The 13,830-nt window shown below is 67.0% G+C and carries 13 protein-coding genes; 7 read left to right on the top strand and 6 right to left on the bottom strand.

Going from position 1 to position 13,830, the window contains the following annotated elements:
• Positions 1–588: 588 nt before the first annotated feature.
• Positions 589–3,018 (bottom strand): DUF3772 domain-containing protein, encoded by a 2,430-nt coding sequence (locus tag AC5P57_RS12565; protein WP_262235444.1) that lies wholly within the window; start codon positions 3,016–3,018, stop codon positions 589–591.
• 81 nt (positions 3,019–3,099) lie between these two features.
• Positions 3,100–3,348 carry a hypothetical protein gene (locus AC5P57_RS12560; RefSeq protein WP_006399378.1) on the bottom strand — a complete coding sequence of 83 codons (249 nt, stop codon included), beginning with the start codon at positions 3,346–3,348 and terminating at the stop codon, positions 3,100–3,102.
• Positions 3,349–3,531: 183 nt separating this feature from the next.
• On the opposite strand from AC5P57_RS12560, the gene AC5P57_RS12555 reads away from it, so the two are divergent.
• The 3 genes from AC5P57_RS12555 (at position 3,532) to AC5P57_RS12545 (ending at position 5,857) form a co-directional block, all read left to right on the top strand.
• Positions 3,532–4,026 (top strand): lipocalin family protein, encoded by a 495-nt coding sequence (locus AC5P57_RS12555; protein WP_099554880.1) that lies wholly within the window; start codon positions 3,532–3,534, stop codon positions 4,024–4,026.
• Positions 4,027–4,039: 13 nt separating this feature from the next.
• Positions 4,040–5,248 (top strand): NAD(P)/FAD-dependent oxidoreductase, encoded by a 1,209-nt coding sequence (locus AC5P57_RS12550; protein WP_142806900.1) that lies wholly within the window; start codon positions 4,040–4,042, stop codon positions 5,246–5,248.
• Between the two features lie 126 nt (positions 5,249–5,374).
• The gene (locus tag AC5P57_RS12545) at positions 5,375–5,857 is read left to right on the top strand and encodes a hypothetical protein (protein ID WP_099554884.1); all 483 of its coding nucleotides are present in this window, start codon (positions 5,375–5,377) and stop codon (positions 5,855–5,857) included.
• 229 nt (positions 5,858–6,086) lie between these two features.
• On the opposite strand, the gene AC5P57_RS12540 is transcribed toward AC5P57_RS12545, so the two are convergent.
• The gene (locus tag AC5P57_RS12540; protein ID WP_043034271.1) at positions 6,087–6,521 is read right to left on the bottom strand and encodes a PepSY domain-containing protein; all 435 of its coding nucleotides are present in this window, start codon (positions 6,519–6,521) and stop codon (positions 6,087–6,089) included.
• Positions 6,522–6,671: 150 nt separating this feature from the next.
• Here AC5P57_RS12540 and AC5P57_RS12535 point away from each other — a divergent pair, with 150 nt between their 5' ends.
• Genes AC5P57_RS12535 through AC5P57_RS12525 form a run of 3 tightly spaced genes read left to right on the top strand, consistent with a single transcriptional unit; the run spans position 6,672 to position 8,937 of the window.
• Positions 6,672–6,962, top strand: a complete 291-nt coding sequence (locus AC5P57_RS12535) for a PepSY domain-containing protein (RefSeq protein WP_099554886.1) — start codon at positions 6,672–6,674, stop codon at positions 6,960–6,962.
• Positions 6,962–7,621: a response regulator transcription factor gene (locus AC5P57_RS12530; protein ID WP_262235445.1), complete on the top strand. Its 660-nt coding sequence runs from the start codon at positions 6,962–6,964 to the stop codon at positions 7,619–7,621. The genes AC5P57_RS12535 and AC5P57_RS12530 overlap by 1 nt, the downstream gene beginning before the upstream one ends.
• Positions 7,618–8,937 (top strand): sensor histidine kinase, encoded by a 1,320-nt coding sequence (locus AC5P57_RS12525; RefSeq protein ID WP_495219599.1) that lies wholly within the window; start codon positions 7,618–7,620, stop codon positions 8,935–8,937. Before AC5P57_RS12530 ends, AC5P57_RS12525 begins: the two co-directional genes overlap by 4 nt.
• A gap of 376 nt (positions 8,938–9,313) precedes the next feature.
• On the opposite strand, the gene AC5P57_RS12520 is transcribed toward AC5P57_RS12525, so the two are convergent.
• Both AC5P57_RS12520 and speA read right to left on the bottom strand, forming a co-directional pair.
• Positions 9,314–9,634, bottom strand: a complete 321-nt coding sequence (locus AC5P57_RS12520; RefSeq protein ID WP_006474656.1) for a DUF6122 family protein — start codon at positions 9,632–9,634, stop codon at positions 9,314–9,316.
• Positions 9,635–9,671: 37 nt separating this feature from the next.
• A complete protein-coding gene (gene speA, locus AC5P57_RS12515; RefSeq protein ID WP_012512349.1) occupies positions 9,672–11,561 on the bottom strand; it encodes an arginine decarboxylase in 1,890 nt (629 codons plus the stop codon).
• A 190-nt stretch (positions 11,562–11,751) separates the two neighbouring features.
• Here speA and speE point away from each other — a divergent pair, with 190 nt between their 5' ends.
• On the top strand, positions 11,752–12,603 hold the full coding sequence (speE, locus tag AC5P57_RS12510; RefSeq protein WP_251102148.1) for a polyamine aminopropyltransferase: 852 nt from the start codon (positions 11,752–11,754) through the stop codon (positions 12,601–12,603).
• A 117-nt stretch (positions 12,604–12,720) separates the two neighbouring features.
• On the opposite strand, the gene AC5P57_RS12505 is transcribed toward speE, so the two are convergent.
• Positions 12,721–13,629 (bottom strand): aspartyl/asparaginyl beta-hydroxylase domain-containing protein, encoded by a 909-nt coding sequence (locus AC5P57_RS12505; RefSeq protein ID WP_262235447.1) that lies wholly within the window; start codon positions 13,627–13,629, stop codon positions 12,721–12,723.
• Between the last annotated feature and the right edge of the window lie 201 nt (positions 13,630–13,830).

Raw genomic sequence — 13,830 nt, 5'->3', positions numbered from 1 at the left:
ACGGCAACAGCGTGCATTCCGTGGTTGGGCGGGGCGGTGTCGGAGTGCGGGGACGCCGTAAATCCGTCCCTGGAGGCTTGGCAGCCGCATCCATGCGGCTGACACCCCGCACTCCGACACCGCCCCACCTCTGACAGGTTCCTAGCGTCTGGTAGACCCACGCCACGCGCGGATGAAACTCGATCGAAATCGAATATTTCGACAATTGATCGAAGAACATCCACGCATGGCGTGGATCTACGTGCCGACCAAGGTCGACACCCACCAAGAGCACGCCATGCCATTCCGACAGATCGCGGAAAACTGTCGAAGGTGGGGTGGGTCCGGTTGCGGGGGTGTCAGCCGCATGGGCCCGAGGCATGCCTCGGGCGGGTTGGGCAGGACGCCCAACCCCGGTCTTGCCGTGTGCGCAGGACAGCGCACACGAGCAAGCGGCGACCGAGCTTACATGGACGTACTTGCAGCGCCCCCCGCAACCGGACCCGCCCCGCCATCCCTCAGGAAACCAGCTTTTGCTGTTGCTGTTGAAGTTGCCGGCCAGCGGCCGGCACTACCGCGGGTGCAGGGCGCAGCCCTGCAAAGAAACCCCTACTCCTGCGGATCGCGGGTGATGTGGATGTCGGTCGGGGTCGACAGCGGAATGTTCCGCTCGGCCAGGATCTGCAGCAGGCTGAAGTACAGATCGCTGCGGGTGGCGTAGACCTGCCGCGGACTGGCCACGTACGCAAAGCTGTTGATGGTGATCTGGCCACCGGCGATGCTGTCGATGTAGACCGTCGGTGCCGGCTGCTCCAGTACGTTGGTGTGCGCGGTGTACGCATCCAGCAGCGCCTGGCGCAGGTTGCTGACATCGGTGCTGGGTGGCACCGCGAACTGGATCTGGATGCGGCCCTGGTTGTTGCCCATCGTCATGTTGCGCACAGTCTTGGTGACCAGCTCGGAGTTGGGCACGATCAACGTCGACTTGTCGCCCACCTGGATCTCGGTCGAACGCAGGCTGATGCGGCGGATGTCACCCTCCTGGTCGCCCAGCTTCACCCAGTCGCCGATCTTCACCGGGCGCTCGGCCAGCAGGATCAGGCCGGAGACGAAGTTCTGGGTGATCACCTGCAGGCCGAAGCCAATACCCACCGACAGCGCGCTGACCAGCAATGCCAGCTTGCTCAGCTGCAGGCCCATCGCGCTCAACGCCCAGATCACCGCGATGATGATGCCCACGTAGCGAGCAACGGTGCTCACCGAATTGCGTGCGCCCAGGTCCAGCTCGGTCTTGGGCAGATAGGTGTCGGTCAGCCAGCGCTGTACCAGCTGGGTAACGGCCAGGCCAGCCAGCAGCACCAGCACCGCCAGCACGATGCGCACCGGCTCCAACTTGGTTCCGCCAATATCGAATCCAGAGGTGAACAGCGAAGAAAAGCGCTCCACCACCGCGCCGATGTTGCCGAACGGCGCCACCAGCGCCAGCAGTGCAAGCAGCACGACCACCGTACGCAGCGCTGCCGACAGCAGCACGCCGGCCTGCTCCAGCCGCGACACGCTCAGGCCGGTGCTGAGCAGGATGGTCTGGCCGACCTTGCTGTCGGCGTTGAGCATCCAGGTGCTCAGGTCATCGACGAACTTGAACAGCAGGGTCGCGGCCAGCACTACGATGCTGCCGCCGATCAGCTGCTGGTTCACGAACTTGGCGAAATTCAGGTAGCCCAGCAACGTGGCAATGATGGCGGCCACCACGGCGATATTGCCCGCTACCCGGGCCAGTACCAGCCAGCTGCTGCGGCGCACTGGCGTACTCACGCCAAGGCCATCGGCCTGTGCTTCCAGCTTGGCCTCGGCCTCGGCGGTCTGCCTCCGATGCAGGCGCGCCAGCGTCACCAGCATGGCCATGATCAGGCCGAGGTAGGTCAGTGCAATCAGCCCATCCAGCGCCACGGTGGTCACATCGCTGGTGCGCGTGGCCTGATCGATCGCCACAAGCACCGTGCTCAGCCAGGCCAGTGCCGCCGCGCCCCAGGCGTACTTGCGCAACTTGAGCGCGGCGGTGTCGTCCAGGTTCAACAATCGCCATGACGGGCGCTTGGGCACCAGCAGGCAGGCGCTGAGCGCAGCGATGAAGGCAGCGCGGAAGGTCGCGGTTTCCAGACCGTCGGCCACCACCTGCAGGCGCGGCGCGATCGCATCAACGGCATCCAATGCTGCCATCAGCACCACTACCGCATAACCGGGCAGCAGCGTCCCCACCAGCAGCAGCCACATGGCCAGGCCAGACCGGCGCAGGCGACCATCGGGCGCTTGGTCGGACGCGGCGAACTGCCGCCCCAGGCGGCGCAGCCACAGCCGCAGCGGGAACATCATCACCAGCGCGGCCAGCAGGCCCAGCAAGGGCGTGCCCCAGCCATTGGTGCGGATTCCGGTGATCAGCGTGTCACGCCCCTGCTCGGCCAGCGGCGCAACGCGCGCGATATCGATCGGCAGGCGCTCGGCCACCTTGCTCCACAACGCAGGCGACAGCGGCGAGGCGACCTTCTGCCCCAGTTCTTCCGTGCGTTGTGCGGTGCGCTGCTGGTCGATGTCGGTCGCCAGCTGCTGGGCACGCACGGCACTGGTCCTGGCCTGGGCCACCGATGCGGCCAGTCCGTCGCGCTGCTTGTTGAGGGTGCGCCGTTGCGCCGCCAGTTCCGGCGGCTCTGTGGCGCCCTCGGCAGGCGTGCCCAGCTGCGCCAGCTGTTCGTCGAGGCGGTCCAGCTGCGGCTGCAGCGCCTTCTCCAGCGCCTCTGCATCACGCCGTGCCTTCGAAGCATCCTCGGACAGCATGGCCAATGTTTCGATGGCCGCGGCATCGCCACGCTTGCGGTCGACTTCCTTCAGCTTCGCATCGATATCCGCCAGCTGCTGCTTCGGCGTGGGGTCCTCATCCTGTGCCAGCACCGGTGCGGACAGCAGGAAGGCAGTGCACAGCAGCAGGCCCAGCCAGGGCCCCCGTGCACGGATCGATCGCAGGAAAGAAGACACGCCAGCCACACCGTTTCGCGCGGACCACCGCGCCTGCGCGCGACTATACGGCAGAGCCGGTAAAGGGCGGATGGGGGACCCGCAGCAGTATCAGTACTTCAGGCGCAGCTCTTCCACGGTTGGCTGCTGCAGGGCGTACCAGTCCTGGAACTCTTCCTCGGTGATCTCATCGGGCGCATACACCGCCACCGGGTGCCAGTCGTGGTCGGTCGGCAGCGGCTGGCGCGGGCCGGCACGCAGGCTGTAGGCCACACCCTCGTAGTCGACCAGGTCGTCAACCTGCGGCCACTGCTCGCGTGCGAACGCGGATTCACTCTTCAACAGGATCACCTGGTACATCGGCACCTCCACTTCGGTTGGATCAGGAAAACACGGCGCTGGCGGCAGCATACCGCTGCACCGGTGACAACGGGCACGCCGCAGCGGCGACGGAACGTTCTGGACACGGCCATCGCTCCGGCTTCACCCGCCCATGGCAAGGCCATCGGCATCGTGGAGACTCCCCCCCTGCCACGACCGCCGATGACCGACCACCCGCCGCTGAAGACCGTCGCCGACCTCAAGCTGCCCCGCTACCTGGGCACCTGGTACGAGATCGCGCGCCTGCCGATGCGCCACGAACCGGAAGGCTGCACCGACGTGTCGGCGCACTACACCCTGCTCGACAACGGCAACGTCGGCGTCACCAACCGCTGCCGCATGGACGGCGAGATCGAGGAAGCCACCGGCGAGGCCTGCGCCGTGGACAACGACAGCGCGCGCCTGGAGGTCAGCTTCCTGCCCAAGGGCCTGCGCTGGCTGCCGTTCGCCAAGGGCGACTACTGGGTGATCCAGGTCGCCCCGGACTACAGCGTGGCGCTGGTCGGCAGCCCGGACCGCAAGTACCTGTGGCTGCTGGCCCGCGAGCCGCGTCTGGACGCCACCGTGCAGGACCATTATCTGGCGACCGCGCGCCTGCAGGGCTTCGATCTGTCCGAACTGATCCACACCCCGCATACCGGTCGCCCCACAGCCTGAGCCGCATGCGCCCATGGACCTGAAGAGTGGCTACCCGTGGTGGGCGGTGCGCAACGGACTGATCCAGGCGTTCCCGCCGCTGGAGAAGGACCTGCGCTGCGCCGTGCTGGTGGTCGGCGGCGGCATCACCGGCGCGCTGATCGCCGACGAGCTGTCCCGGCATGGGCACGATGTCGCGGTGATCGAGCAGCGCGACATCGGCTGGGGGAGCACGGCTGCCAGCACCGCGCTGCTGCAGTACGAGATCGATACCCATCTGCTGGAACTGGCCCAGCGCTACGGCCACGACGCCGCCGCAGCGGCCTACCTCGCCTGTGCCGAGGCCATTCCGGCGCTGGGCAATGTGGCGCGCGGCCTGAAGGACGTGGATTTCCAGCGCATGGACAGCCTCTATCTGGCCAGCCGCCATCGCGACGTGCCGCGCCTGATGGCCGAGGGAGAGGCGCGGCGCAGCATCGGCCTGGATGCCCGCTGGCTGGGCCCTGGGGCACTGCAGGCGCGCTTCGACGTGGACGCCGGCGGCGCCCTGCTGACCCGGCAGGCAGCCCGGGTCGATCCGTACCGGCTGACCCATGCACTGCTGCGGCGCGTGCGCCAGCGCGGCGGCCACGTGCATGACCGCACGGTGCTGCACAGCCTCGACGCCAGCGCGCGCGGGGTGACCGCGCGCACCGAAGCCGGCGCAACGATCCGCGCCCGCCATGTCGTGCTGGCCATGGGCTATGCCAACCAGCGCTGGCTCGATCAGCGCGTCGCCCGCAACCGCAGCAGCTATGCCTTCATTACCGACCCCATTGATGCGGACGTACTGGGCCGGCTGCGCAATACAATGGTCTGGGAGAGCGCACGCCCGTACCTGTACCTGCGTGCCACCGGCGACCGGCGCCTGCTGGTGGGTGGGCTGGACGACGCCATCGACATCCCGGCCCGCCGCGACCGGCGCGTGCAGCGCAAGGCCGACAAGCTGATGAAGCAGCTGCAGCACTGGTTCCCACGGCTGGACCCGGTCGCGGCGTTCTCCTGGGGCGGCACCTTCGCCGAGACCGCCGACGGCCTGCCGTTCTTCGGCCCGCACGCTCAGTGGGGCCCACGGGTGCATTTCGCCATGGCCTACGGCGGCAACGGCATCACCTATTCGATGATCGGCGCCCAGCTGCTGCGGGCCCGGATCGAGCAGCGCAGGCATGCGCTGGAAGGACTGTTCGGGTTCGGGCGGTTGTAGCGTGCAGCCAGGCATGGCCTGGCTCTACCGCTAGCGGGTGCCGACAGGCATCATTCAAGCAGCCCCTGCTAGCGTCGGCCTGTACCGCCGCGTGTTGCGTGGCCACCTGTCCGCTGGAGCGCCGTCATGATCCGCCCCCTGACCCTGCTGCTGTGCCTGGCCCTGCCGGGAACCGTACTGGCCCAGTCTGCCGCCGGCGCCACCGCGCCGCAGGCCGCCGGCCTGGACCTGACGCTGCCGCAGGCGCCGATGCGCTACCTCAACGATGCGAGCCTGAAACAGGATCCGCCGGGCACGTACTACGGTGACAAGAGCGGTCCGCGCGTGCACGACGACGCGAAGGTCGCTGACGTGACCGACGACAAGGTCAAGGTGTCCGGCAGCTTCACCACCGGCATCGGCTATTCCAAGAACGGCGGCAACAGCCACTACAACGCCGCCACGCTGAATCTGAGCAAGAACTACACCACCGATGAGGGCAAGACCCACGGGGTCAACGTCAACATCCACGTGAGCGAAGGCAAGGGCCCGGGCTTCTTCGGCCCGTATGGCGGCTACTACGGCCGTGGCCCGGGCTACTGGGACTACCCGCCGCCGTACGGCTGGTAGCGCCCCGCGCCGGGCCTGGGCCGACCAAGGTCGGCCACTACCAGTGCACGTGTCCTGCAGGTGTCGGCCTCGCATGTGCCGGTGGGTGTCGACCTTGGTCGACACGCTTCCTCCCCGTGTGCCGACCAAGGTCGGCCACTACCAGTGCACGTGTCCTGTAGGTGTCGACCTTGGTCGACACGCTTTTTCCCCGTGTGCCGACCAAGGTCGGCGCCTACCGGCACGCGAATCAGTCCAGCCAGCCATCACGCTCGCTGTGCAGGATGCGGCCGTCATAACCGCTCAGGCGCACCTCCACCTTCTGGTTGCGGGCATTGCGCGCTTCCAGCGACCAGGTCGCACCATCACGTTCCAACGAATGGATCTCGCGCAGGCCATGTGCCTGTGCCCGTGCCAGCACCTGCTCGGTGGTCAGCAGCGCGCGGCCGTTGTGCTCGTCGAAGATCTCGCCGGTCTTCGGGTCCACGTAGACCTCGCTGAAGCGGCCATCGGCGCGGCTCACGTCCGCTTCCCACAGGCTGTCATCACGCTCGATCTCGTGGATCTGGGTGTAACCGGCCTTGCGCAGGGTCTGTTCAACCTGGGCCATGCCCAGCGGTGCGGCCTGAGCGGCCGGCACGATGGCCAGGGCAGCGACGGTTGCGAGGGCAAGCGACTTCAACATTGGGTTTCTCCTGTTCGTGTTCATGGCCGGACCATCCCGGCAACGCCACGATGCACGGGGTGGTTAACAGCCCCTTAGCCGACCCTGTTAGCCCGCTGTTAGTCGGCCGCTGCACACTCACGCCTGGTTCCCTTCCCTCACACGCCCGCGATGCTCGCCACCCTGCCCCTGCTGCTGGCCCTGGCCAACGCCCCGACCGCCGCTGCGCCCGTGCAGGATCCGGCGCAGCAGGTCGCGCGTCGCGCTGTGCAGCAGGGCCGTTACGTGCCGCTGGAAAGCGTGGTGCGCGATGCACTCAAGCGTTACCCGGGGCAGCTGCTGGAAGTGGAGCTGGACGACGGCGTCTACGAAGTGGAGATCCTGCGCGACGACGGTGTGGTGGCCGAGCTGGACTATGATGCGCGCAGCGGAAAGCTGCTGAAGACGGAGCTGGACGACTGATGCGCATCCTGTTGGCCGAAGACGATGCCGCACTGGCACAGCGCCTGGTGCCCCTGCTGGAGCAGGCCGGCTACGTGGTGCACGTGGTCGCCGACGGCCGACAGGCCGAGGAGATCGGCCAGATCGAGGACCTGCAGGCGGCCATCGTCGACCTGGGCCTGCCCGGCCTGGACGGACTGAGCGTGATCGAACGCTGGCGCGGCAACGACCGCACCTTCCCGGTTCTGGTGCTGACCGCGCGCGCGCGCTGGCACGACAAGCTGGCCGGCTTCGACGCCGGCGCCGACGATTACCTGACCAAACCGTTCCAGGCCGACGAACTGGTGCTGCGGCTGCGCGCACTGATCCGCCGCAGCCATGGCCACGCCAGCCCGCGCCTGCACTGCGGGCCGCTGCAGCTGGACGTCAACGCCGGTCGCTTCGAACTGGCCGGACAGCCGCTGGCGCTCAGCCCGCAGGAGTTCCGCCTGCTCAGCTACTTCATCCACCACAGCGGCCAGGTGATCGGCCGTGATCGACTCGGCGAACAGGTGTTCGAAGGCGGTTTGGATCCCGACTCCAACGCGCTGGATGTGCTGCTGGGGCGGGTGCGTCGCAAGCTCGGTACCGAGCTGATCCAGACCGTGCGCGGCCAGGGCTGGCGGCTGGCCGCGCCGTGAGCCGGCAACCCTCGCTGCGGCGGCGCCTGCTGCTGGCCGGTGGCGTCGGCCTGCTGCTGGTCTCGTTGCTGGCCAGTGCACTGCTGGGCGAACTGTTCAAGCGCAGCGCGCGTGATCGGCTGGACCACGAACTGCAGCAGGACATGCTGACATTGGTTGCGCAGATGGAAGTCACCCCCGACAACCAGCTGCAGCTGCGCCAGGAACCGAACGATGCGCGCTTCCAGCGCGTGTTCTCTGGTGCCTACTGGCAGATTGCCGGTGCCGACGGCCGCGTGCTGCTGCAGTCACGCTCGTTGTGGGATGAAACGCTTCCCGCCACGGCCACTGGCCCGGCTACGCGCAACCTGACCGGCCCGTTGCAGCAATCGCTGCGCGCACGTGTGCAGCAGGTGCGCCTGCCGCGGGCCAGTGAACCGTTCGTGGCCGTGGTCGCCACCGACCGCAGCGCGCTGGATGCCGATGTGGCCGCGTTCCGGCAGCGCACCGCCATCGCTTTGGGTGTGCTGGTCGCAGCGTGGCTGGCGGCGCTGGCCAGCCAGGTGCACTTCGGCCTGCGCCCGTTGCATCGCCTCGGTGCACAGCTGGAACGGGTGCGGCGCGGTGATGCGCAGCGCATCGAGACGCGCGGTCTGGGCGCGGAGGTCGCACCTTTGGGTGAAGAACTCAACGCACTGCTGGACCACCAGCAACGCATGGTCGCGCGCGCGCGCACCAGTGCACAGGATCTGGCGCATGCGCTGAAGACCCCACTGAGCGTACTGGCCACCGAGGCTGACGGCGACGGCGCGCACTGGCGTGCCACCGTGCGCGAGCAGAGTGCGCGCATGCAGGCCAGTGTCGACCGCTACCTGGCCGCAGGGTTGGCCGCAGACCATCGCCAGCGCACCGACGTGGCGGCCGTCGCACAGGCGATGTGCCGGCTGATGGCGCGCGTGCATGGTGAACGTGGCATCACGTTCACGGCGGCAGGCATCGATCCGGCGCTGCAGTTCGCCGGTGCCAGTGCGGATCTGGAAGAGATGCTGGGCAACCTGTTGGACAACGCCGGGCGCTGGGCGCAACAGCAGGTGACTGTCGAAGCGGAAGCCCGCGACGGGCAGTTGCGCATCGAAGTGCGTGATGACGGGCCGGGCCTGGCCGCGGAGTCACTGTCACAGGTCACACAGCGCGGCGTGCGGCTGGATGAGCGCGAAGGCAGCAGCGGGTTGGGCCTGGCGATCGTGGGCGATATCGCCGCCAGTTATGGCGGGCGCTTGGCGCTGGAAAATGCGCAGCCCGGCCTGCGTGCGACGTTGTGGTTGCCGGTGGGGTGACGCACCGCTGCGCTCGCCGGGCGCCGCCCGGCGCTACCGGTTCACCCGCCCTCGGTAGGTGTCGACCTTGGTCGACACACATCAACAGCGCCGACCAAGGTCGGCATCCACCAAAGCAGTCCGTCAGTTCCGTCGGCCATCGTGCACCCGGTAGGTGTCGACCTTGGTCGACACGCATCAACAGCGCCGACCAAGGTCGGCATCCACCAGAGCAGTCCGTCAGTTCCGTCGGCCCTCGTGCACCCGGTAGGTGTCGACCTTGGTCGACACGCATCAAAAGCGCCGACCAAGGTCGGCATCCACCAGAGCAGTCCGTCAGTTCCGTCCGCCATCGTGCACCCGGCAGGTGTCGACCTTGGTCGACACGCACCAAGCATCAACGGTGATGCATCCACCAGCAGTCAATCGCGTCCAGCACGATGTGGATCATCAAACCGATGCCGAACAACCGCGTTTTCTTCGGCACGCACAGCCCGGCATAGACCGCAATCGCCGGTGCGGTGTGCAGCGGGTGGAAACCGATGCTGCAGCGGTTGGGCGCGTAGATCGGATCGGCCAGCAGGTGATCCAGATCGATGATCCAGCCCAGCAGCATCAGCAGCCACGCCGAGGCAAAGCGCTTGCGCCAGAACAGCCATGCCAGCAACGCTGGCACGGCGGCATGCAGGAACAGATGGAAGATCGCGCGTGCGCTCATCGGCAACGGTAGCGCCGGGCAGGCCCGGCGCCGTCCATCAGACCAGCGGTTCGTCGGACAGGTAGGTGTAACCGGTCAGGCCGGCTTCCAGCGCCTCCGAAAGCTCCTGCGCACGTTCCGGCGACAGCTGGGCCTCGGCCACGCGCTGCGCGTAGGTCGCACGCAGCTCATCCAGGCGGTAGCCCACGTAGTCCAGCATCACGTCGGTGGTATCGCCGCGGCGCTGCTGGGTGATGGCATAGCCATCGGCATCGGCCAGCACTTCCACCGCGTCGGTATCGCCGAACAGGTTGTGGATGTCGCCCAGGATCTCCTGGTAGGCGCCGACCATGAAGAAGCCGATGCGGTAGCTCTCGCCCGGCTTCATCTTGTGCAGCGGCAGCGAGCTGTCCAGGCTCTCGTTCTCGACATAGGTTTCCACCATGCCGTCCGAGTCGCAGGTCATGTCGGCGATGATGCCGCGGCGGTCCGGGGTTTCGTCCAGGCGCTCGATCGGCACGATCGGGAACACCTGGTCGATCGCCCATACGTCCGGGATCGATTCGAACACGCTGAAGTTGACGAAATACTTGTCGACCAGGCGCTCGTTCAGTTCGTCCAGCACCGGGCGATGGCTCTTCTCGTCATAGCTCAGGCGCGCACGCACGCCGTGGGCGATGGCGTAGAACAGATCGTCGATGCGCGCACGCTGCGGCAGGTCGATCTGGCCCAGCGCGTAGCTGGCCAGGCCTTCGGCATGGAAATGCTGCGCTTCCTGGAACAGCTCCACCGCCGGGCGCACGTCCAGCTCGTCGTGGATCTCGCGCAGGTGGCGGATCGCCGCCGGCTCGTCGTCGTGCTGGTCCGGCACGCGGCCTTCCTGCGCCTCTTCCACTTCCGAGACATTGGCGATCAGCACCGCGTGGTGCGCGGTCATCGCGCGGCCGCACTCAGTAACGATGCGCGGCGGGGTCAGGCCGAACTCTTCGCAGGCATTGGCCAACGGCTGCACGATGTTGCTGGCATAGGAATGCAGGCCGTAGTTGATCGAGCAGAAGCTGCGCGAACGGGTGCCTTCATAGTCCACGCCCAGGCCACCGCCCACGTCGACGTGGGTGATCTTCGCGCCCAGGCGCGACAGCTCCACGAAGTAGCGGGTGGCTTCGCGCATGCCGTTGGCGATGTCGCGCACGTTGGAGATCTGCGAACCCATGTGGAAGTGCAGCAGGTTCAGGCAGTCGGCGTACTCGGTGTCACGCAGCGACTTCCACAGGTCCAGCAGCTGGCGCGGCGACAGGCCGAACTTGGCCTTGTCGCCACCGCTGTTCTGCCACTTGCCGGCGCCCAGCGAGGCCAGGCGCATGCGTACGCCCAGGCCCGGCTTCACGTCCAGCGCCTTGGACTCTTCCAGCACCAGCTTCAGCTCGGACGGCTTCTCGATGACGATGAAGGTCTGCAGGCCCAGCTTGCGGCCGATCAGGGCCAGGCGGATGTACTCGCGGTCCTTGTAGCCGTTGCAGACGATCAGGCCACCCGGGCGCGACAGCGCCAGCACGGCCATCAGCTCGGGCTTGCTGCCCGCTTCCAGGCCGAAGCCTTCGCCGTGGTGGCTGGCCAGGGTGCCGGCCACGCCGCGGGTCTGGTTGACCTTGATCGGGTACACGGCGGTGTAGCCGCCGCTGTACTCCCAGTCCTGCTGGGCCTGGCCGAAGGCCGCCTGCAGCTTGCCCAGGCGCTGGCCGAGGATGTCCGGGAAGCGCACCAGCAGCGGCAGCTTGGCACCCGCCGCGCGCGCCGCATCGACCACCTTGGGCAGCGACACCACCGGGCCGTCCGCCCCGGTCGGTCTCACCACCATGTGCCCGGCCTGATCCACGTCGAAGTAACCGTCCGCCCAATGCGGGATCGAGTAGGTCTTGCGGGCTTGGTCGAGGGACCAATCGGTCATTTCAGTCGGCCTTGTTGGCAATAAAAGGGGGGGCATGATAACGCCTATATGCCCACAGGTTCGTTATCATGCGCGCCCGCGCCCGTGACAGGTTTCAACCTGAACGGGCCGATCCGTCCGGATGTGGCATCTGTGCCACGCGGCCCCGCCCGCCAGCCCGGCTTCACCCCTCCGAACAGGACTGTTTTCAATGACTGACAGCAACAACTGGTACATCGAACACTTCGAGCGCACCGGCTCGGCCATCGGCTACCGCATCACCGGCAAGCTGGACGAGGTGCAGTCGCCGTTCCAGAAGATCGAGATCTTCCAGACCACCGACTGGGGCAACCTGATGACCATCGACGGGGCCATCATGCTGACCAGCAAGGACAACTTCTTCTACCACGAGATGATCAGCCACCCGGTGCTGTTCACCCACGCCGCGCCCAAGCGCGTGGTGATCATCGGTGGCGGCGACTGCGGCACCCTGCGCGAGGTGCTCAAGCACAGCGGCGTGGAGAGCGTGACCCAGTGCGATATCGACGAGCAGGTCACCGTGATGGCGCGCAAGCACTTCCCGGAACTGTGCGATTCCAACGATGACGCCCGCGCCGAGCTGCTGTTCGACGACGGCGTGGCCTACATGGCCAACTGCCCGGCCGGCAGCGTGGACGTGGTGATCGTGGACTCGACCGACCCGGTCGGCCCAGGTGAAGGCCTGTTCAACAAGGCCTTCTACGAGAGCTGCTTCAAGGCCCTGAAGGACGATGGCATCCTGGTGCAGCAGTCCGAGTCGCCGCTGATGCAGCTGGAGCTGATCAACGAAATGCGCACCGAGATGGGCAAGGCCGGCTTCGGTTCGTTCAAGACCCTGCCGTTCCCGCAGCCGTGCTACCCCACCGGCTGGTGGAGCGTGACCATGGCGCGCAAGGGCGACAGCAGCTTCGACTTCCGCCAGGCCGACTCGGCCGCCAAGACCTTCAACACCCTGTACTACACCGCCGCGCTGCACACCGGCGTGCTGGTGACCCCGCCGTTCGTGCAGGCTGCACTGAAGTAAGGCGTGCCAACCAGGGTTGGCACCCACCCATGCAAAAGAAAAACCCGCGCTGGCAACAGCGCGGGTTTTTTCATGCTCCGGTAGTGCCGGCCGCTGGCCGGCAACCTCATGTAACGATCAAAGCGCCCAGATACCGGCAATCACCGCCACCACCAGGCCCCACTTGATGACCTGATACGCCACCACGCTGCGCTCGCGCAGCGCCTTGGCCTTCAGGCGCACCTTGTAGACGCTGCCGAAGGCCTTGTTGACGCCACCGGTCGGGTCACCCGGCAGGTTTGGCGACGCACCACCGGCCAGCAGCGTGGCTGCCACCGCACGATTGAACAGGCTCGGCAGGCCGAAGCGCAGCGGGCGGGCGATGTCGCAGAACAGGATCACGCGGTCATCGGGCGTCTCGTTGTGTGCGTGGTGGATGTAGGTCTCATCGAACATCATCCACTCGCCATCGCGCCAGCTCTTCTTGATGCCATCCACTTCGATGTAGCAGCCGTCGTTGTTCGGCGTGGCCAGGCCCAGATGCAGGCGCAGCGAACCGGCGAACGGGTCGCGGTGCGGGCGCAGTTCGCTGCCCGACGGCAGCTGCGCGAACATCGCCGCACGCACGTCCGGCAGCGACTCCAGCAGCGCGGTGGTCTTCGGGCACATCGCCTTGGCCGACGGGTGCGAAGGGCCATACCACTTCAGGTAGAAGCGCTTCCAGCCACGGCGGAAGAACGAATTGAAGCCGGCATCATTGAACGTGCTGGAGGCCGCGATCGCCTGCGCATCGCGCAGCGCCAGCGCCTCGTCGCGGATCATCTGCCAGTTCTGGCGCAGCGGCTCCAGCTGCGGGAACTCCTTGGCCGGGTCCAGGAACGGCGTGGTCGGCACCTTCGAGAACATGTACATGACCACGTTGATCGGGGCCATGAAACTGGAATGGTCCAGCAGCTGGCGCGACCAGCGCGCGCGGACCTTGCCACGGAAGTGGATGTACAGCACGCAGGCCACGAACAGCACTGCCAGTACGATCTTGATAGTCAAAGCACTTTCCTCCAGCCGCGGCCGGATCGGGAAACGGGGGCGATGCACGGCCAGGCGGCCAGCACCGGTGGGGAACGCGGCAGGGGACGGGGACGTGCCATGGAGGGGCGGCCGCCGATGTCGCGAATTAACAGCTTATGGTCGGCAGGCCGTGCGCCGGGGTCAAGTTGCCCGTGCACCCTGTTCAGGGTCGCGTTCCTG

This window comes from Stenotrophomonas sp. YJH_SMC_79 (genome assembly GCF_059367995.1).
This window is presented reverse-complemented; position numbering and strand designations above follow the sequence as displayed.

Coding starts and splice junctions, on each gene's coding strand:
- speE (WP_251102148.1), top strand. CDS start 11,752: ATGACTGACAGCAACAACTGGTACATCGAACACTTCGAGCGCACCGGC.
- AC5P57_RS12520 (WP_006474656.1), bottom strand. CDS start 9,634: ATGAGCGCACGCGCGATCTTCCATCTGTTCCTGCATGCCGCCGTGCCA.
- AC5P57_RS12550 (WP_142806900.1), top strand. CDS start 4,040: ATGGACCTGAAGAGTGGCTACCCGTGGTGGGCGGTGCGCAACGGACTG.
- AC5P57_RS12545 (WP_099554884.1), top strand. CDS start 5,375: ATGATCCGCCCCCTGACCCTGCTGCTGTGCCTGGCCCTGCCGGGAACC.
- AC5P57_RS12535 (WP_099554886.1), top strand. CDS start 6,672: ATGCTCGCCACCCTGCCCCTGCTGCTGGCCCTGGCCAACGCCCCGACC.
- AC5P57_RS12530 (WP_262235445.1), top strand. CDS start 6,962: ATGCGCATCCTGTTGGCCGAAGACGATGCCGCACTGGCACAGCGCCTG.
- AC5P57_RS12555 (WP_099554880.1), top strand. CDS start 3,532: ATGACCGACCACCCGCCGCTGAAGACCGTCGCCGACCTCAAGCTGCCC.
- AC5P57_RS12540 (WP_043034271.1), bottom strand. CDS start 6,521: ATGTTGAAGTCGCTTGCCCTCGCAACCGTCGCTGCCCTGGCCATCGTG.
- AC5P57_RS12560 (WP_006399378.1), bottom strand. CDS start 3,348: ATGTACCAGGTGATCCTGTTGAAGAGTGAATCCGCGTTCGCACGCGAG.
- speA (WP_012512349.1), bottom strand. CDS start 11,561: ATGACCGATTGGTCCCTCGACCAAGCCCGCAAGACCTACTCGATCCCG.